This is a genomic window from Mesorhizobium sp. USDA 3734 (genome assembly GCF_056279665.1).
Map to the genome: position 1 here is coordinate 4858613 of NZ_JBWCCW010000001.1, position 18348 is coordinate 4876960.

The window sequence follows — 18348 nt, forward strand, 5'->3', positions numbered from 1 at the left end:
TTCCGCGGCAGCGCAATGTTTCGGCTGTTGCGGGCGAACTAAAGTTGTGTGAAGCCGGCAAGGCGGTATTGGCGCGGGAGTGGTTCGCCAGTCGCGGCAGAGATGCCGCTTTAGCGAAAGGAGAGAATTCGGGTCGGGGCTCGCAGTCACTTCAGCGGCTGAACTTCAGGTCCGGCTTGTCGCCGTCCCAACCCTGCACACCTCCGGGGGTCTCGCTGAACCGAAGGCATTTGGTGCCCATCCTGCCGGTGATGCACACGGTTTCGCCCATCACGGTCCAATCGACAGTCAACGTGAACGGCATGGGGCCGCTTACGCTGCCGGTGCCGTCTTTCTTGAGAGTGAATTTGAGTGTCTTGCCGTCCGGTGTGTTGACCGACCAGGGGCGTCCGTCGGCAAGTACGGCCGCAGCCTTCCGTGCGGGCAGGAAAGCCTGGCTTTCAGCAGCAAATGAAGGACTTGCGACTAGAAGCGCAAGCAGTAGGGCTCGCAATCTCTTTCTCATTTCGATCTCCTATTTCCGCTCGATTTCCCGACTTGCGAATGACTGGCCAGCGACTGCCCGAAAGCAGACCGGCCGGACAATCTGACGATCCCAGCTATTGTTGCGAGGCAGCTGCCCCCTTGTCGGTCCAATCCGGCGGCAGGCCGAGTTGACCTGCAATCGCTCCCCTAATGCCGGGAGCCGATCCGAATGCCTTGCAGGCCTCATACTTCGGAGCGCCGCCAAGCGAGGCTTTGATCTTCTGCATCGATGGCATCAGCATCGTTTCCTTGAACGGGTCCTTGCCGCCGATCAGCGTGCGGCTGAAATCGGCTCCGAACGCCGAAGAGAGGGAATACGCATCTCCAACGGTGGAGACGCTGGCCTTCGTCGTCAGCATGTTGGCGCCGCGCGACCAGAGCATGGCCGCCTTCTGCGATCCATCGGCGCCGACGGCCTCGGCTTCGACCGCCAGCCCTCCAAGGCCGATCGGAAGCCTCGGCATCGGAATCTGCGCCACCAAGCCGCCAAGCGATGCGACGGTGGAGGTCGCCGCGGCTGCCCGGTTGGTTGCCACTATGTCGGTGACTGCCGCGTGGACGACGAGGTCTGCCGGTTCATTCGGAGCCGCGATCCTGAAGCGGTCGCTCAGGCCGGTGCATAGCGCCCGATCGATTGCGTTGGTTACGAGCGCCAGATCCTTGGGAGCGAATGCGCCGTCACCGCCAGTTCGTACCGTTGTCGGCACGATGCGCACGGTACGCGCGGCAAGAACCGGTGCTGGATCCACGCGCAGCTTCGCCTTTGTCAGGGTGCTTCCGGACGGAGTCATTCCCGTGTAGGAGCTGAGGGACAGACCCTCATGCAGAGGCACGTTCGTGCAGGAGGAAATGAACGAACATGTAATTGCGCAGAGCACCCGCAGGCGCATGTCATGTAGCTGAAACCTGGAGGCCATCTGCAACCTTCCGAACCGGGACCACAGTTCAGCTTCTAGCGACGCGAGAGTTAATGGCGGTAAAGGGAGTGTAAAGTTGGGTAAATCCGGAGACGGGCGACCAGCCGGCCGCTCAATCCTGAGGGCCGGTGTCGTCCGACTGGCGAAATGCCTCGGGTTTGCGCGGAATTTCCAGAGTGATCGACAGGCCGCCCGTATCCGGCAGCGACGCATAAACGCGCCCGCCGTGCCGCTCGATCGCCTGCCTGGTGATCGCGAGCCCCAGACCGTACCCGCCTCTCGGCACTGCATGGCCCCCGCGGGAGAACGGCTGGAAGATGCGCTCGAGTTCGTCGCGCCTGACACCTGGCCCCCGATCCATGACGGAGACCTTGAGCAGATCGGAAGTCGTCTCGCAGAACACGGATATCTGCGAATGCTCGGCGGTGAATTTGACGGCGTTGCGGACTACGTTTTCGAGCGCCCTGTAGATCAATTCGCCTTCGACCTCGGCGAGGAAAACGCCGTCGACGTTCGGCGTGATAGACACCTCTCTCGCCTGTGCTTCGAAGGCGGCATCGCCCAGAATTTCGTTAAGGAGGTTGATCACATCGAGCGCCTGCGTCTTCAAGGGAAGGCCGGATCTGACGGTTAGTCTCGCAAGCGTCAGGACCTCGCCGACCAGAAGATCCAGCCGTTCGACTTCCCGGTCGATTCGGTCAAGCATTGAGCCGAGTTTCGACGGGCTTTGCCTCAGAACTCCGACGACGGCCTGAAGACGCGACAAAGGCGAGCGCAGTTCGTGGGAGACGTCATGAAAGAGCCTCTGCTGTGCATCCTGAAGCTCCTGCAGTCGCGCGGCGGTCGAATCGAAATCATGCGCAAGCGCTGTCACCTCGTCCTTTCGACCCGCCATTTTATCGCCGATACGGACATCGAAGCGACCATGCGCAAGCGCGCTCAGACCATCGCGAAGATGGAGGACGGGGCGTATGAGATATCGGGCAAGCGCCGCCGCTGCGATCGTGCTCGAAATCAGTATGGCTATCCATGGCATGAACGGCGCAAAGCTGTCGAAAACGAAGTTCGGTTGGACTGCCAGGGCCATTGCGTAGCAAATCCCGTCCCTCTCGACGAACCTGGTGTCTGCTGTATCGGCTTCCGAACATGCGCCGGTTTGCGCGAGTTTCGAAATCGTCAGGCCAAGCGGCAATGTCTCTTCGCTCGTGCGAACGAGACGCGTGGCCGCTTGCTCGCCATCCTTTGCCAGCACGCTTGCAGTCAGGTTCAGAACGAGCGCGCGCCGCTCGTCATCCAGTTCCCGCGCGAAGGGAACGGTCTGAAAGAGATTGACGATGATGATTATGGTCGCGACGGTAGCCGCCATCGTCAGCCAGATGATCGTGAAAAACCTCCAGAAAAGCCGCGGCATCGTCAACCCAGAAGAAATTGATAGCCTTGGCCGCGGACGGACTGAATCCAGGACTGTCCGTCTTCCCGCAGTCCGAGCTTCTGGCGAACGCTGCTGATATGGACATCGATACGGCGATCGAACGGCGTCAGCGGCTTTCCGAAGGCACGCTTCGAAATGTCCTGCTTCGCCACGAGTTGTCCCGCGTTGCGGGCGAGGACCTCGAGCAGGCTGAACTCAGTGCCGGTAAGCTCCAGAGGCTGCCCGTCCCATTCGGCGGTTCTGCTGCCTGGATGAATCACCAGCCGTCCTGCTTTTATCGTGTCGTTGGATGGGCCGCTTGCGGGCTGGCTCGCCCGACGAAGGATCGCACGCAATCTGGCTGCAAGCTCTCCCGGTGAGCAGGGCTTCGGCACATAGTCATCGGCACCCAGATTGAGGCCCGATATGCGGTCGACATCATCGCCTCTTGCGGTCAGCATCAATACGGGAACCTGGCTCAGCTTCCTGATCCTCTGGAGCACCTCGATCCCGTTCATCCGGGGCATCATGATGTCGAGCACGATTATGTCGACGGAGTTGCCGGCGGCAGCGGCAATCGCGGCGCGGCCGTCGGAGTCGGTTGCCACCTCGTATCCTTCTTCTGTCAGGTATTCCTGCAGAAGTGTCGTCAGCTCGACATCGTCGTCGATGAGGAGAACCGTGTTCATCTGCCTCGTCCGCCGTTCATTCTTACACCCATACGACACAAACGCTGGTGTGCGACCGGATTTTACCCAGCTTAACACTAACTTGACCGCACTTAACGTTCGTCCGGCTATCTAAGTGCATGGTGTCATCGGCTGAGTTCCAGAGCGGCCTGAGCGCCGTCTGCGCGGCCGGCCGAATGAACGCTTTCGACCTGATGCGGCGTGGGGAGAAGGCGCCGATGACCTGACCCGCTAGGATGGTATCGTTGAGAATACAGGCCACCTCACTCGCCGCCGCCCTTTTCGGAGTGGCGCTCATGCTGCTGCCGTTTCCCAGCGTTGCCGCCGACGAACCCGAGGCGCCCGCCCTCACGGTCTCTCTGGCGGCGCCGGCGCAGCGGGAGTGGCCGGAAACGGCCCCTGCCGGCGGCTGGCTCAAGCCATGGCAGGAAGGGGTCATCGCATCCGAAACGAGCGGCCTTCGCATAACCGACGTTCTCGCCGATGTCGGCTCCGCCGTGAAAAAGGGACAGACGCTCGTCCGGCTCTCGCAGGACAGCGTGCTGGCCGATCTTCGCAAGCAGGAAGCAGCGGTCAGGACCGCCAAGGCAAATCTGGCAAAGGCTACGGCGGATGCCGACCGGGCGCGGCAACTGCGCCCGTCGGGCGCTCTTTCCGATCAGAATATCGTCGAGCGGCTGACCACCGAGGAGACGGCGAAGGCGAGCCTCGAATCGGAAGGAGCCGCCCTCGAAAGCCAGAAGATCAAGCTCGAACTGACGACCGTCACGGCCGTTGACGATGGGCTCATAACCTCGCGCTCCGCCGATCTCGGCACGGTTGTCGCCTCCGGCACCGAATTGTTCCGTATGATCCGGCAGCAGCGCATCGAATGGCAGGCGGAAGTTTCGGCGCGCTACCTTCCGCGTATCTCGGCAGGATTGAACGTCGACATCGACGGGCCGGATGGCCAGCTCATTCAAGGCAAGGTAAGGCTGGTCGGCCCCTCGGTCAGCACCGGCACCGGGCGCGCAATCGTCTACGTTGCCCTTCCGATAGACGTTCATCCGCGCGTCGGATTGTATGTGACCGGCAAAATCGAACTTAAAACCACGGCGGCCCTTACCGTACCCGAAACGGCAATCGTGTTCCGCGACGGGATCAACTACGTCTTCGTGGTCAACAAGAACAAGCGTGCGCAAAGGGTGCGCGTGGAGACGGGCCGCCGCAGTAACGGCGAAGTCGAGATCCTTTCCGGCGTAGATCGGTCGTCGCAGGTCGTGACCTCGGGCGGAGCGTTCCTGTCGGACAACGCTCTCGTGAAAATTGCGGGAGAAGGCTGATGAACTTCTCCACCTGGTCCATCCACAATCCCGTACCGGCGATACTGCTGTTTGCAATGTTGAGCGTCGGCGGGCTGCTGGCATTCAAGAATCTGCCGGTCCAGAACTTCCCCGACATGGACCTTCCAACCATCAGCGTTGTTGCCACGCTCGACGGCGCGGCGCCGACGCAGCTCGAAACGGAGGTTGCCCGTGTCATCGAGGACAATCTCGCGTCGCTGAGCCATCTCGACCACATCACGACGACCGTCACCGACGGGACGGTATCGATCAAGGTGTCCTTCAAGCTGGAAAAAAACAGCGAGGAGGCGCTGAACGAGGTTCGCAATGCCCTCGACAGCGTGAAGGCCGATCTGCCGGCCCAGATGGAATCGCCAAGCGTCACCAAGGTCACCGTGCAGAGCGCCGCGTTGGTGACCTATGCCATCCGTTCGGCCAACCTCAACGAAACCGAGCTTTCCTGGCTTGTCGACAACGACATGACCAACGCGTTGCTCTCGGTGTCCGGCGTAGGACAGCTCAACCGTGTGGGTGGGGTAGATCGCGAGGTTCATGTCGACCTCGATCCGGCGACGATGGCCTCGCTTGGGGTTACGGCAGCCACGGTGTCGGCGCAGTTGAAGTCGGTCCAGGCGGATACTTCAGGCGGTCGCGGCGAAGTCGGCAGCACCCGCCAGACGCTGCGCACGCTCGGCGCCGTGGCCTCGGTCGAAGATCTGAAAGGGCTTCGAATCCCTCTTGCCAATGGCCAGCAGGTTCGTCTCGACGATATCGCATCCGTCAAGGACAGCTATGCGGACCGATCCTCGATGGCCTATTTCGACGGCCAGCCCGTGATCGCAGTCGAGGTCAAGCGTTTCAACGGTTTCTCGGACACCAGCGTTGCCGCCAGCGTCGACGAGGCCATGAAGCAATTCGCGGCCGCGCATCCCAACGTACAGATCGATGAAGCCTACAGCACGGTCGGGCCGATCATCGAAAACTACAACGGTTCCATGCACATGCTGTACGAGGGAGCGATCCTCGCGGTCGTTGTTGTCTGGCTCTTCCTTCGGGACTGGCGTGCGACGATTCTGTCGGCAGTGGCATTGCCGTTGTCGGTCATCCCAACCTTCCTCGCCATGTACCTGGCCGATTTCAACCTCAATATCGTGACGCTGCTCGCCCTGTCGCTTGTTGTCGGCATCCTTGTCGATGACGCCATAGTCGAGATCGAGAACATCGCCCGCCACCTCAAGATGGGCAAGAAACCGGTCGAAGCCGCGCTCGAAGCCGCCAACGAAATCGGCCTGGCGGTTATCGCCACCACCTTTACGCTGGTGGCGGTCTTCCTGCCGACGGCGTTCATGAGCGGTATACCGGGGCTTCTGTTTCGTCAGTTCGGCATCACCGCTGCCGTTGCCGTCCTCGCCTCGCTCGTGGTCGCGCGTCTTCTGACGCCGATGATGGCCGCCTATTTCATGAAAGCGCATCCGGCAGAGGAGAAGGATGGCCGCATCATGCGCGCCTATATGGCGATCGTGAAGGCGGCCCTGAGCCACCGGAAAACCACCGTCGTCTTGACCGCTGTCGTCGTCGCGTTTTCGCTTTCGACTATTCCCTTCCTCAAGACAGGGTTCCTGCCTGCATCCGACAATGCGCGGACCCAGATCACGCTGACCCTGCAGCCCGGCGTGACCATCGGGCAGACGGAGGCAATGACCCGGAAGGCGGCGGACATCGTCGGCAAGCTGGGCGACGTCACCGACGTTTTCTCGTCGATCGGTTCGGCTTCCGTGGGCGGCGGCCCCGATGCCTCCACCACAAGCAGTGTCGGAAGTGCCACGCTGGTCGTGACGCTGACGCCCATCGAAGAGCGGAGCCGCAAGCAGTCCGAGATCGAAAACGACATCCGCCAGGCTTTATCGGTTCTCCCCGGCGTCCGTGTCGAAGTTGGCGGCGGCGGCAACGGAACGAAGCTCGATATCACCCTTGCCAGCGACGACCCGACAGCGCTCGACGGCGTCAGTACACCGCTTGAGGAACAGCTCCGCACGCTTAAAGGTATCGGAGCGGTCACGTCGAGCGCGTCGAGGCAGGCGCCCGAAATCCAGATCATTCCCGATTTCGCGCGTGCGGCCGCACTCGGGGTGACATCCAACGCTGTCGCCGAAGCCGTGCGCGTGGCGACAGGCGGAGACTATTCTTCCGCGCTGCCGAAGCTCAATCTGCCGCAGCGGCAGGTTCCCATCGTCGTCCAGTTCGCGCCAAAAACACGCACGACCCTCGACGACATCAGGAACATCAGGGTCGCGGGCGCCAATGGCAGTGTCGATCTCGGTTCGATCGCCGACCTACGCATCGGCGGCGGTCCCTCCCAGATCGACCGCATCGACAGAATGCGCAACGTGACCTTCTCCGTCGAACTCAACGGCCGCATCCTGGGTGACGTGAACCGCGAGGTAAAGGCGCTGCCGGCTCTCCAGAACCTGCCGGTGGGGGTGACGCTGGTCGACCAAGGCGAGCTTCAGCGCAGTTCGGAACTGTTCCAGAGCTTCAGCCTGGCCATGGCGATTGGCGTGTTCTGCATCTATGCGGTTCTGGTGCTGCTCTTCCACGACTTCCTGCAGCCCTTCACTATCCTGATGGCGCTTCCGCTCTCGCTCGGCGGCGCGTTGCTGCCGCTGGTGCTGACCGGAACCGCTTTCTCCATGTCGGTCGTCATCGGACTGCTGATGCTCATGGGCGTGGTGACGAAGAATTCCATCCTTCTCGTCGAATACGCGATCATGTCGCGCCGCCTGGGGATGTCCCGGTTCGACGCTCTCATCGATGCCTGCCACAAGCGGGCGCGGCCGATTGTCATGACCACCATAGCCATGGCGGCGGGAATGCTTCCGGTCGCGCTCAACCTCGTGGGCGGCGATTCAAGCTTCCGCCAGCCCATGGCCATCGTGGTGATCGGCGGGGTGATGATGTCGACCCTGCTGAGCCTCATCGTCATTCCGGTGATCTTCACCTTCGTCGACGATCTGCTCGAGACGCTCAAGCGGCTCTTAAATCGGCCCGGTCCGCACGACGAAACATCCGGCCAGGAACCCCATGCCTCCGACGGTCGCGAAGTGCTCGCCTTCGAGCGCAGCCCGGCAAAACGCGGGCACGGCTGAAGATGACCGGCTTCGAGGACAGTTCCCGAGGAACACCTCCGGCGGCCGGTCCGGGCGGTGTTTGAATCAATGAGAGGGACCATGCGCAGCGTTGTCGTCATCGTGCTTATCTTCGCGGCGATTGTCCTTGCGTTTTCGCAGGTATGGCTGCCGAAGCTGCTGGGTTGGGGCTCAGGCGTCGTCACCGTTTCGGGACTGTCACAGCCCATGCCCGTTGCGCGGTGACAAGCGGCGGGAAGGTCAGACATCGGCGGCTTTCGTAGAAGAAGTCGAGGGTCGAAGCGGGTTCTGCGTCGGCGATTGCGAGCGGATGCACACGACCGTTCCCGGCGTCGGCTGAAGCCGATGCGGATCCGCAGAAGTAAATACCTGAATAACCGGATCGCAGGACCATCGGCGCATCAAGCGCCGCATTCCTGTCAATGCTCGGCTTCAAATCACCGGCATCAGCCGCGATCATGAGCGCTCACGCTGGGCGCGACAAGTGTCTCGAAGCGTTAATAGCACAACACACGAAGACCAAATCCGTGTGGGTATACCTCGGTTGTTGCGTTGGAAAGCCGCCGAACCCTGCGGGACTCGGCGGCCTCTGCTCGCCTCGCGCTAATGTGATCCGTCCGATCGCCGGCTCAATAGGATATCTCACCATCGAGGATCCTCGCCCTGCGGTAAGGATTATCGCCGACGGCGGACACTGGAGCCGCTACGACTGCTCGCACTGCCGAACCGGCGAGATTGGCTGTCCCAATCGTCGCCATCCTCATTTGACCTGCGAAGGTGGCCTGCCCTGCTTCCAAAGACTGGCCGGCCAAGCCGCGCCCGAGAAGACGAATCATTTCGGGGCTGTCCGCAAACGCATTATGACCGAGCGGATCGCGTGGATCGACAGCGCTCGTGTTGATCACAGTGATGCCGAGCCGCTTGAGATCGGCCGAGTGAGGAGCGAGATCGGCGTCGCCGAGAGCTCCGACGCGATTGACGCCGCCCGAGATCAATCGTGAAATCCCTAGCGCCTTGTCCTCAGTCGAGGTGAAGATCGTGAAATGCGGCAGCTTTGGCCCCATCTCGATGACCTGGCGACGAAACACGTCCACATCGATGTCCGGTGACGCCAGGATGACATTGTTGATTTTGGCTGGAATTGTCCCGTTGCGCATGCCGACGCCACGCAGCGCCTCCGCCGTAAGCCAGGCTCCCATAGAATGGGCGAGTATCGTCACTTCGCCGACGTCGGGGCTTTCGGCGGCCTGAAGGATCATGTCTTCCAAAGCCCGACGCGAATAGTTGGTGCTGTCCTTGTCATAGAGATAGCCGGACACGCTGGCGCGCGAAGGCCAGGTGAAGAGTATAGGCGCTGCATCCGTTCCGGAATCATGAACGATCTGAGCAAAGCGGAAGACCGCATCAGAATAGCTGCTGTTGAAACCGTGGACGAAGATGACGGCCTGCCGTTTGGCGTTCCGGTTCTTGCGAAACCACCGCAGGACATTCTGTTCCGATGCGACTTTGCCGACCTTCAGGACCGCAAAATCCTTCTCGGGATTCGCCGGAACGTGCGAGGGCCACTGGACCTCGCCGACTTTGCGATTTCGATCTGGAGGAATGGAGATAACGATGCTGTTCAATGAGATCGCCGTTCCTCTGTCGCCAGAATAGAGCCGCCCGGGATCCTCGACCGGCTTGCGGGTCGTCGCGACCAGCATGTCGACCTGAGCGGCATCGCCGCCGGGGGCGAGCGCAAGCGGCTTGAGCACGCTCTCTGGCCGCGTCGCGCAGCCAGCCAGGACGCACAGGACAAGTGGCGGCAAAAGCAATGCACGGCACCAGCAGCGAAATGCCGTCACGTCATGCCTCCTCGGCATCGGGGCGAATCCGGAACCAGACGACGTAGAGCGAAGGCAGAAAGAGCAGGGTCAGCACTGTCCCGACGATGATGCCGCCCATCATTGAATAAGCCATCGGACCCCAGAAAATCTGCCGCGATATCGGGATCAGGGCAAGCGTGGCGGCTGCGGCCGTCAGCATGATCGGCCTCATGCGGTGCTCCGTTGCCTCCACGACTGCTTTCCATGGAGACATTCCAGATCCACGCAATTCCTCGATTTGCACGACCAGGATGACCGAATTGCGGATGAGGATGCCGATGAGGGCCAGCACACCCAAAAGGGCGACGAAGCCGAGCGGCGCGTTGCTGAGCAGCAGCGCTGCCACAACGCCAATCAGGGCTAGCGGCGCGACGGAGAAGACGAGGAACAGCCGATGGAAGCTCTGGAGCTGGATCATCAGGAGCGTTGCCATGGCAAACAGCATGACCGGCGCCACCGCCAGGATAGGACCCTGGGACTTGGCGCTTTCCTCCACAGACCCGCCGACCTCGACGGAGTAGCCGGCGGGCAATGTCGTCTTGAACGCCTCGACCTTTTCGGCAAGCGCCGCCACAATGGTTGCTGGCTGCGTCGCATCCTTGATGCCGGCCTTGATCGTGATGGTCGGGATCCGGTCGCGCCGCCAGATCGTCGGCTGTTCGAGTTCGTAACGGAACGTCGCCACGGATGACAGCGGGATGACCTTGCCACTGCTGCTCGACAGTTGAAGATCGAGCAACGTGTCGACGGATCCGCGCTCCTCTGCTTCGGCACGGCCGATCACGTTCACGAGATAGATGTCATCCCTGACCTGCGTCGCGGTTGCTCCCTCGACGATGCTGTTCAGCGCGGTGGCGATATCCTCCGAGGAAACGCCCAATTGTCGCGCCTTGTCCTGCAAGACATCGATCTTCACCACGCGCGCCGGTTCGTTCCAGTCGAAGGCAAGATTGGTCAGCGATGGCTGGGAATCGACGATCGAGCCCAGCTTGCCCGCGAGATCGCGAACCGTCTGGATATCCGGACCCGATACCCGATATTGAACCGGCTTGCCGACCGGAGGACCGATATCGAGCAGTTTCACGTAGGCGTCGGTGCCCGGAAACGTCTGATGCAGGTAATCTTGCAGGTCCTTTCTAAGCTTGTCGCGGACGTCCAGCCCCTTGGTCACAATGATGGTCTGCCCGAAGGTGATGTCGTTCGGCTGCGGATCGAAGGAGAGGATGAAGCGCGGTGCGCCCCTTCCGACATAGGTCGACCAATGATCGATATCGGGATTGCCGGCGAGCTTCTCCTGTTCGAACCGTGCCATCTGCCGGCTGGTTTCGCTGATCGAGCTGTTGTGCGGAAGGTTCCAGTCGACAATCAGTTCCGGCCGATCGGAACTGGGGAAGAACTGTTGCTGGACCAGCGACATGCCTGCAACCGACAAGGCGAAGGCCGCGACCGTCACGGCGATCGTCACCCATCGCCAGCGCAGGCAAAGATGAAGAATGCGGGCGAAGCCGGCTGCAAACCAGCCCTTGTGATCCGCATGCTTTTTCATCGTTTTCGGCAGTATCGTCACGCCGAGCAACGGCGTGAACAGAACCGCGACCACCCAGGAAACGATGAGCGACACGGCAATGACGACGAAAAGCGAGAAGATAAACTCGCCCGCGCTGCTGCTGTTGAAGCCGACCGGGACGAAACTCGCGACAGTGACAAGCGTACCGGTCAGCATCGGAAAGGCGGTCGATGTGTAGACGTGGGTGGCGGCTTTTTCGAGGCTGTCGCCGACCTCGAGCCGGGCTACCATCATCTCCACGGCGATCATGGCGTCGTCGACGAGAAGACCAAGGGCGATGATCAGCGCCCCCAGCGAGATTCGCTGCAGCGAAATGCCTGTGTATTGCATCACCAGGAACGTGATGGCGAGAACCAGCGGAATTGAAATCGCCACCACCAGTCCAGCCCTCATCCCGAGGCTGACGAAGCTGATGGCAAGCACGATGGCGATCGCTTCGAACAAGGCATGCGTGAAGCTCGATACCGCCTCATCGACGACTGCCGGCTGGTCGGACACACGCTCCACCGCCGCGCCGACCGGAAGATCCTGGGTAATTTCGGCGATCATCTTTTCCAGCGCCTTGCCGAAGTCGACGAGATTGCCGCCGGCTTTCATCCCGACAGTCAGGGCGATCGCCGGCTTGCCGTTGAAGCGAAACAGGGTGGTCGGCGGATCGACATAGCCGCGGGTGATGGTTGCGACGTCGGTCAGCGGAAAGAACCTGTCGTTGACCCGCAGGTTGATCGCTCGCAGGCTCTCCTCGGAGATGAAGCGGCCGCCGACACGCAGCGCGATACGTTCCGGTCCCGCCTCGATGAATCCTGATTGGGTGACGGCGTTCTGCGCCTGTAGAGTGGAAATGATCGAAGACCGGTCGATGCCGAGGGCAGCGATCTTGCGGGTCGAGAATTCGAGAAAGATCGCTTCATCCTGCGCCCCTGCGATCTCGACCTTGCCGACATCTGGAACCGCCAGAATCTTCGTGCGGGCGCCCTCGACGAGATCGCGCAATTGCCTCTGGCTCAGCCCATCACCCGTGAAGGCGAAGATGTTGCCGTAGACATCGCCGAAGCGGTCGTTGAAGAAAGGCCCGACGACACCCGAAGGAAATTCAGCCTGGATATCGGCGATCATGTTGCGGACGCGCAGCCAGGTTGGCTCGACATCCCGGGCCTTCGTCGATGGCAGGAGATCGACGAAGACGATCGTCTGGCCGGCCGTGGTCAGGCTGCGGGTATGCTCGACGGATTCGAGTTCCTGCAGCTTCTTTTCGATACGGTCGCTAACCTGCTGCGTAACTTCCTGTGCCGATGCACCCGGCCATTGCGCCTGGATCACCATGGTCTTGATGGTGAAAGATGGATCCTCCTCGCGGCCGAGCCCGACATAGGCAAAGATGCCCGCCAAGGCAAAGGCAATCATGAAATACCAGACAAGGGAGCGATGCTCGAGCGCCCAGTCAGAAAGGTTGAATTTGTTCACTGGGGCAGCTCCTGTGCAGGTCTTATGCTTTGGCCGTCCGCGAGTTCATTGGCGCCGGCGACGGCAACTTCTTCTCCGTTCTGCAGCCCCGACAGGACCCGGACACGAGCAGCCCCGGCGGGCCGGGCTTCGAGCCGGACCGGTCTCAGCGAGATTGTGAGTTTGGCCCGATCGATCACCCAGACATGGTCGGCGCCATCCTGCTCAAGGATTGCGGAGGCCGGCAGCACGATCGCGCTGGTCGTCGCTTCGCTTGCCGCCGTCGCCGTGACGACGGAGCCGAGACGGAAAACCTCGGGTGCCTCGTTCAAGGCGATCTTCAACCTGTGGGTGCGGGTATTGGCGTCGGCTTCCGGGCCGATCTCTCGCAGAACGCCCGCCGTCCGAACCGTGTCGTCAAGCTGAAGAGCGATGTCGAAGCGCGCCCCAGGGCGTAGCGAACCGACCTGGGCTTCGGGCACATCGACGACAACATCACGCCGATCCAGGCCGGCTAACCTCAGGACCGTCTGACCGGCCGTGACCGTCTGACCGACCTGGACCGAAGTGGCGGTCACCACGCCGTCGAATTCGGCTTTCAACCGCGAATATCCAAGCTGCTCGCGTGCCTTGTCGAGACGAGCCTGCGCCTGTCCCACATCTGCCTCGGCCGATTTGAGGCCCTGCTCCGCAACTTCGGAATCGGCAACGCTGCCGGTATTTGCAGACGCGAGATTGCGCTTGCGCTTTTCGGTGGCTGTGGCGTTCTCGAGCTGCGCCTCGGCATTGCGCAGATCAGCCTCGGCGCTCGTGACGGCAAGCTGCAGCGCCAAGGGATCGAGCTCGGCCACAACATCGCCCCTGTGCACCAGATCGCCGACCTCGACGCTGCGCGATATGACGCGGCCCAATGCCCGGAATGCCAGATCTGTTTCAACCCGCGCCTGCACGACGCCGGCGAAACTCAAAACAGCGGGCTGCTCCGGTTTCGCCGTGACGACGTTGACCGCTCGTGGTGGGGCCGCTTTCGCGGCTGGGCTTTGCTCGCAGCCCGAAAGAAGCAACAGCACCAGAACGGCCTGAAGCAAGATAAGGATCGTTATCACCTGAACGAACCGGCTTGAGATGCGTGAACGGAAGCTGGTCATGTCACTTCTCCTGCCAGGCCACAGCCTGGCCTTGCTTGAGAAATTTTCCGCCGTCGGTGACGATCAGATCTTTTGGCGCAATCCCACCGGTCACGATGAAATCGGCTGTTCGATAGCGGGCGACCGCGACCTTGCGAAGCGAGACCGATTTGCTTGCCGCGTCGATGACCCATACGGCCGGCTCACCCCCGGCGGAGGCCATGGCGCTCCACGGCAGGATCACACCTTCCCGAGACGGTGAATGGAATTCACCCACCACCGACGTTCCGAGCGACCATTGCGCCTCTTGCGGCAGCGCCACCTTGACGCGGATGGTCCCGGTGCTCGTATCGATGACTGGAGAGACTTCCCGGATTTTGCCCCGTGCCGTGCGCGCCCGATCACCTACCGGAGCAACCTCGACTTCACTCGTCGGTCGGCCTGGGAGGAAGAAGGCTTCGAACACCTCGAAAGAAGCGTCCCGCGGGCCATCGCGCGCAAGCGTCAGCGCCGGCTGCGCCGCAGAGACCACCTGGCCTGCTTCGACGCTGCGTGAGGTGATGACGCCATCTGCGTCGGCTTTGAGCTCCGTATGGGAAAGAGCATCCTGCGCCGTCGCTAAACTCGCCTGGTCGACCTCCAGAGAGCCCTGCGCTGTCGTCAGCGCCTCTCGCGCCGCATCATAGGTGGACTGAGCGATTGCTCGCGATTTCAGCAACGTCTTGTAGCGTTCGAAGGCAAGCGCCTTCTGCTTGACGGTGGCTTGTGCCGACTGCAGGCCCGCCCGGGCGGAATCGACATCGGCGCGTTGCTCGGTGTCGTCGATGCGCATCAGGACGTCGCCCGCACGCACCCGTGATCCGACATCGACGCGGCGTTCTCTCACCCGGCCGCCGGTCCGGAAAGACAACTCGGATTGAACCCGAGCCTTCACTTCCCCGGTGACCGCGGCGCCCGGCTGGTATTGAGTCAGCGAGGCGGCAATTGCTTGCACCGGCTGCGGTGCCGTTTGGCTTGAGGTATGGTCTTCGCAGCCGACCAGGGCGGCACAGGCGAGACCCAGAATGAGTGCGCGAAATGTGTTCATTGCTCCAGGCACCGTTGCATCAGAGGAAACGGTGGGCTAGATATCGCTGACTGACTAGTTAGTCAATGGATGTTTTGGCCAAAATCGTGTGAGCAGTTCAACGAAGGATGTCAGCTATGGAAAAGAAACTTTCTCGAGCAGAACAGAAAGCGAGGCGCCCGCACGAGATCCTCGATGCGGCGTTCGAGGAGTTTGTCGAAAAGGGATATGCAGCCACGCGCGTCGAAGACGTCGCCGCGCGCCTGGGCGTCACAAAAGGCACGGTCTATCTGTATTTTCCGACGAAGGACGCTTTGTTCGAGGCAACGATGGGACATGTCTCGGCGCCGTTCGAAGACGTCAGAGCTTCTATCGATGCGCTGCGAGGCTCTCAATCCGACCGTTTGCGCCAATTGCTTCTCCTGGGATACGACAAACTCGCCGGCGACAGGAAGACGAGGGAGTTGTTGCGCCTCCAATTGGCTGAGGGATCACGCTTCCCCAACATCATCGACCGGCATTACGGCGAGTTTATCGCACCCCTGCTCGACGCAGTTCGCGCGTTTATCGAGCAAGGCGTGGCTTCGGGCGAGTTTCACCAGAGCGCCGCTGCAAATATGCCGGAAGTGGTGATCAGCTCGGCTGTTCACCTCACGATCTGGAAACTGATCTTCGCAGACAGAAATCCTATCGATGAGGCGGCCTTTATCGAGGCACATATCGATCTCGTCCTAAACGGTTTGCTGCAGCGGAACAGTTGAGGTTTGTGCCAGCTTCAAAGGCTGGGTGATTCCGCTTGAATGGCGACCAGTCCAGTGCAATTACGCAATGGTGTACTTTTTCGTGCGGGTCCGGCACGCCGGCCTGTTATCGAGTCCCGTGGTTGGCTGCGCAATGACTGCCCCAGTTCGTCACGGACGCATTGTCAAAGAACTGAGCGTAGCCAGGAAGCGCCTAAAGGCACAGCATTCCTCCTAGCAGCGACGAGATCGGTCGCAGGCTATCTTTCGAGACCGGTAATTTCCCTGGGGTCGAATACAGGTTGTTAGGCCCGCGTAGTCCATGAGCGCCGCTTTGTTCGGAGGGAAAGCGATGGCGGTGGAATGGACGATCACGATCGAGGGCAGGAACGAGTTCGGTGACGTTTGCCGGAAGGCGGTCCGCATCGACAAGAGCTGGGAACGTCTGTTTGACGGCGACCTCGACCTGTCGATCGAGGACAGCAAAACCATCATGGCGGCGCTGCAGAGCGCGGTCGTGAACCATGAGGCGGAGACGTATTCCCTCTTTCGTCGGGTCTGCCCGGATTGCCACAGGTTTCGGCCGGTCAAGGACTACACGACGCGACGGATCCGGACTGTCTTTGGCATCGTGGAGGTGCGCAATCCTCGTTGGATGCTGTGTCGGGATTGTTACCCAGGCATGGTCGATGCCTTTGCGCCGCTGCGGGAGATCTGCCCGGATCGAGCGACATCCGAGCTGATGGAACTGACGGCGCGGCTGGGGAGCATGACGCCGTACCGGCAGGCTGCGAGAGTGCTTGCCGAATTCCTGCCCGTTGAGCCGACCGAGACGCATGCCACCGTGCGCAAGCGAACCATCAGGATTGGCGAACGGCTCGACGATCAAGTTGCTGAGGAAGAATTGCACGCAAGGGCGCAAACGGACGAACGACGCCAGCTTGAAATGCAGCTTCCCGGCGATCGACGCAAAGAGTTCGTCATTAGCATCGATACTGCGCATGTTCGCAGCGCCGATTCCAATTCCGCGCGCAACTTCGAGCTCGTTGTGGCCCGATGCGGCCGCGGCGGGCGGGGCGAAGGCGGCGGTCGCTATTTCGTGACCGGCAGCACCGACCAACGGGCAATCCGGGATCGCGCCCTTCATGCCCTTCGGGAAGTAGGCTACCGCGGCTTTGGCGATGTGACGGTGATTTCGGACGGCGCCGAAATCCTGAAGCGGCTACCCCGCGCAATGCCGAAGCCGAGGCCCACATCATCGACTGGTTCCACATCGCCATGAAGGTCCAGCCGATGCAGCAGATCGCCGATCATATGGCTCGATCCCGATCGGGTCTCTCTGAAGCGCTTCCCGCAATCGACCTGACATCAGAGCGGTGAAGTGGCGCCTGTGGCATGGGCGGGTCGATCGCGCGATCACCGATCTGGAGCAACTCTTGGAGAGGGTGAAGGCTTCGCAGGGAGACAGCGAGTTCTCCGTCGCCCGACTTCAAAGCCTCGGCTTGCAGCTCCTGACCTATATCCGTTCGAACCGCGGCGCGATCGTCAACTATGGCAAGCGCTACCAAGCCGGCCTTCGCGTCGCAACGACTCTGGCTGAATCGGCGGTGAATTCACTTGTCGGCAGGATGGTCAAGAAACAGCAGATGCGGTGGTCGCTCCACGGTGCTCACATGCTTATGCAGGTCAGGACGGCAGATCTCAACGGCGAGCTTCGCAATCGATTGCGGGCACCGTTCCGACAGCCAGAGCCGAACGTGCCACCACTATTCAAGCCCAAACCGCCTCTCCTGCGCGCCGCCTAACCCCAGAGAAGTTACCGGTCTCTGATCTCCCGCTTCGCCGCACCGTAGGATCGAAGCTTGTCGGTGATCATCACACGCGGCGAACGGCCTTGGCCTTTCAGAAGCTTTCGCATCAAGCGCTTTGCCGCCTTGACATTGCGACGGCTTTGCACCGACGCGTCGAGAACAAACCCGTCCTGATCAACGGCGCGCCAAAGCCAGTGTTTCTTTCCACCGATGGTGATGACAACTTCATCGAGATGCCATGTGTCGCCGAGCTTGCCGGCCGATCGCTTCCGGATATCATTGGCAAAGTGTCTGCCAAATTTCTCAGCCCAAAGTCGCACGGTCTGGTGAGAGACGATGACGCCACGAGCTGCCGGCATATCCTCGACCATCCGCAGGCTGAGCGGAAACCGGAAATAGAGCCAAACGGCATGGGCAATCACCTGCGCCGGAAATCGGTGGCGACGATAATCACGGGAAAATCTGGTCATGCCGCCAGATCCCACATTTTGATCGATGCTGGTTAACGCTACGGTGCCCTCCCAGATCTTGTTTTCACAGCGTTAAGTTTACGGTGCCCGTCAGCTTGTCGAAAGCCAACCCGCCTAGCATGAGTCATCCAGATGACACTGACGGTTAAGCGCCGTCTCGCGTATCCCGTCCCTCGACGATCAGAAAACTCCACTACAGGTGAACGGCTATGGGAATTTGCTTCTCCAAATCCTCCGGATCGACTCGAC

General features: G+C 61.0%; 12 protein-coding genes and 3 pseudogenes. 6 read left to right on the forward strand and 9 right to left on the reverse strand.

Going from position 1 to position 18348, the window contains the following annotated elements; genetic code table 11:
* Positions 1 to 151: 151 nt before the first annotated feature.
* The 4 genes from ACZ89F_RS23420 to ACZ89F_RS23435 form a co-directional block, all read right to left on the reverse strand.
* Entirely contained in the window at positions 152 to 505 is a 354-nt protein-coding gene (locus tag ACZ89F_RS23420; protein ID WP_476094431.1) for a hypothetical protein, read from the reverse strand.
* 94 nt (positions 506 to 599) lie between these two features.
* Positions 600 to 1442: a DUF3313 domain-containing protein gene (locus ACZ89F_RS23425; protein ID WP_476094432.1), complete on the reverse strand. Its 843-nt coding sequence runs from the start codon at positions 1440 to 1442 to the stop codon at positions 600 to 602.
* 112 nt (positions 1443 to 1554) lie between these two features.
* Positions 1555 to 2853: a HAMP domain-containing sensor histidine kinase gene (locus ACZ89F_RS23430; RefSeq protein WP_476094433.1), complete on the reverse strand. Its 1299-nt coding sequence runs from the start codon at positions 2851 to 2853 to the stop codon at positions 1555 to 1557.
* A gap of 2 nt (positions 2854 to 2855) precedes the next feature.
* Positions 2856 to 3542, reverse strand: a complete 687-nt coding sequence (locus ACZ89F_RS23435; RefSeq protein WP_292594481.1) for a response regulator — start codon at positions 3540 to 3542, stop codon at positions 2856 to 2858.
* Positions 3543 to 3778: 236 nt separating this feature from the next.
* On the opposite strand from ACZ89F_RS23435, the gene ACZ89F_RS23440 reads away from it, so the two are divergent.
* The 4 genes and pseudogenes from ACZ89F_RS23440 to ACZ89F_RS23455 all read left to right on the forward strand — a co-directional run.
* Positions 3779 to 4864 (forward strand): efflux RND transporter periplasmic adaptor subunit, encoded by a 1086-nt coding sequence (locus ACZ89F_RS23440; RefSeq protein ID WP_476094434.1) that lies wholly within the window; start codon positions 3779 to 3781, stop codon positions 4862 to 4864.
* The gene (locus ACZ89F_RS23445; RefSeq protein WP_476094435.1) at positions 4864 to 8010 is read left to right on the forward strand and encodes an efflux RND transporter permease subunit; all 3147 of its coding nucleotides are present in this window, start codon (positions 4864 to 4866) and stop codon (positions 8008 to 8010) included. The genes ACZ89F_RS23440 and ACZ89F_RS23445 overlap by 1 nt, the downstream gene beginning before the upstream one ends.
* A gap of 81 nt (positions 8011 to 8091) precedes the next feature.
* Complete coding sequence (locus tag ACZ89F_RS23450) at positions 8092 to 8235, forward strand: hypothetical protein (protein ID WP_258120006.1); 144 nt, start codon at positions 8092 to 8094, stop codon at positions 8233 to 8235.
* 93 nt (positions 8236 to 8328) lie between these two features.
* Positions 8329 to 8471 (forward strand): annotated as a pseudogene (locus ACZ89F_RS23455) (IS6 family transposase); the annotation flags it as partial.
* Positions 8472 to 8639: 168 nt separating this feature from the next.
* On the opposite strand, the gene ACZ89F_RS23460 reads toward ACZ89F_RS23455, so the two are convergent.
* The 4 genes from ACZ89F_RS23460 to ACZ89F_RS23475 are packed head-to-tail and all read right to left on the reverse strand — an operon-like array spanning position 8640 to position 15099.
* On the reverse strand, positions 8640 to 9872 hold the full coding sequence (locus tag ACZ89F_RS23460) for an alpha/beta hydrolase (protein WP_476094436.1): 1233 nt from the start codon (positions 9870 to 9872) through the stop codon (positions 8640 to 8642).
* Entirely contained in the window at positions 9856 to 12906 is a 3051-nt protein-coding gene (locus tag ACZ89F_RS23465; RefSeq protein ID WP_476094437.1) for an efflux RND transporter permease subunit, read from the reverse strand. The genes ACZ89F_RS23460 and ACZ89F_RS23465 overlap by 17 nt, the downstream gene beginning before the upstream one ends.
* Complete coding sequence (locus tag ACZ89F_RS23470; RefSeq protein ID WP_476094438.1) at positions 12903 to 14033, reverse strand: efflux RND transporter periplasmic adaptor subunit; 1131 nt, start codon at positions 14031 to 14033, stop codon at positions 12903 to 12905. Before ACZ89F_RS23470 ends, ACZ89F_RS23465 begins: the two co-directional genes overlap by 4 nt.
* A 1-nt stretch (position 14034) precedes the next feature.
* Entirely contained in the window at positions 14035 to 15099 is a 1065-nt protein-coding gene (locus tag ACZ89F_RS23475; RefSeq protein WP_476094439.1) for an efflux RND transporter periplasmic adaptor subunit, read from the reverse strand.
* A gap of 107 nt (positions 15100 to 15206) precedes the next feature.
* On the opposite strand from ACZ89F_RS23475, the gene ACZ89F_RS23480 reads away from it, so the two are divergent.
* Positions 15207 to 15839: a TetR/AcrR family transcriptional regulator gene (locus ACZ89F_RS23480; protein WP_476094440.1), complete on the forward strand. Its 633-nt coding sequence runs from the start codon at positions 15207 to 15209 to the stop codon at positions 15837 to 15839.
* Positions 15840 to 16170: 331 nt separating this feature from the next.
* Positions 16171 to 17623: pseudogene (locus ACZ89F_RS23485) on the forward strand (ISKra4 family transposase).
* Between the two features lie 23 nt (positions 17624 to 17646).
* Here the strand turns inward: ACZ89F_RS23485 and ACZ89F_RS23490 are convergent.
* Positions 17647 to 18099: pseudogene (locus ACZ89F_RS23490) on the reverse strand (IS6 family transposase); the annotation flags it as partial.
* Between the last annotated feature and the right edge of the window lie 249 nt (positions 18100 to 18348).

What these genes read in the sequence shown, in the direction of transcription:
- ACZ89F_RS23420 (WP_476094431.1), bottom strand. Translation starts at nt 505, where the DNA reads ATGAGAAAGAGATTGCGAGCCCTACTGCTTGCGCTTCTAGTCGCAAGT.
- ACZ89F_RS23425 (WP_476094432.1), bottom strand. Translation starts at nt 1,442, where the DNA reads ATGGCCTCCAGGTTTCAGCTACATGACATGCGCCTGCGGGTGCTCTGC.
- ACZ89F_RS23430 (WP_476094433.1), bottom strand. Translation starts at nt 2,853, where the DNA reads ATGCCGCGGCTTTTCTGGAGGTTTTTCACGATCATCTGGCTGACGATG.
- ACZ89F_RS23435 (WP_292594481.1), bottom strand. Translation starts at nt 3,542, where the DNA reads ATGAACACGGTTCTCCTCATCGACGACGATGTCGAGCTGACGACACTT.
- ACZ89F_RS23440 (WP_476094434.1), top strand. Translation starts at nt 3,779, where the DNA reads ATGGTATCGTTGAGAATACAGGCCACCTCACTCGCCGCCGCCCTTTTC.
- ACZ89F_RS23445 (WP_476094435.1), top strand. Translation starts at nt 4,864, where the DNA reads ATGAACTTCTCCACCTGGTCCATCCACAATCCCGTACCGGCGATACTG.
- ACZ89F_RS23450 (WP_258120006.1), top strand. Translation starts at nt 8,092, where the DNA reads ATGCGCAGCGTTGTCGTCATCGTGCTTATCTTCGCGGCGATTGTCCTT.
- ACZ89F_RS23460 (WP_476094436.1), bottom strand. Translation starts at nt 9,872, where the DNA reads ATGCCGAGGAGGCATGACGTGACGGCATTTCGCTGCTGGTGCCGTGCA.
- ACZ89F_RS23470 (WP_476094438.1), bottom strand. Translation starts at nt 14,033, where the DNA reads ATGACCAGCTTCCGTTCACGCATCTCAAGCCGGTTCGTTCAGGTGATA.
- ACZ89F_RS23475 (WP_476094439.1), bottom strand. Translation starts at nt 15,099, where the DNA reads ATGAACACATTTCGCGCACTCATTCTGGGTCTCGCCTGTGCCGCCCTG.
- ACZ89F_RS23480 (WP_476094440.1), top strand. Translation starts at nt 15,207, where the DNA reads ATGTCAGCTATGGAAAAGAAACTTTCTCGAGCAGAACAGAAAGCGAGG.